Raw genomic sequence first — 381 nt, forward strand, 5'->3', positions numbered from 1 at the left:
TGCTCATCCAGTGCACCCTGCTGAATGCCGAACAAGGCGGAGCGCTCCGCATGCTCGCCGCCCATATCGAAGCCTTCGCGGCTGCGCCGCGCCCAGCGCATCGACATTTCCATCGACCGCGCGATGGCGTCCCGCCCCTGATCGATCTTGGGGCATTCGTCGAAGGCCATGACGATGTCGGAACCCAGCAGACGCTGGATCTCCATCGAACGCTCGGGCGTCAGCAGATGGCGCGATCCGTCGAGATGGCTGGCAAAGGTCACGCCCTCCTCGGTGATCTTGCGCAAATCCGACAAGCTCATGACCTGATAGCCGCCGCTGTCTGTGAGGATCGGACGATCCCAGTTCATGAACCGGTGCAACCCGCCCAGCCTCGCCATC

General features: G+C 63.3%; 1 protein-coding gene. It reads right to left on the minus strand.

Annotated features, from left to right (window positions below; all coding sequences use genetic code 11):
* A partial coding sequence (locus tag J1778_RS00090; RefSeq protein ID WP_217171491.1) for a tRNA-ribosyltransferase family protein occupies positions 1-381 on the minus strand: 381 nt, incomplete at both ends.

Source organism: Rahnella bonaserana (assembly GCF_019049675.1).
In the GTDB taxonomy this organism is placed as follows: Bacteria; Pseudomonadota; Gammaproteobacteria; order Enterobacterales; family Enterobacteriaceae; genus Rahnella; species Rahnella bonaserana.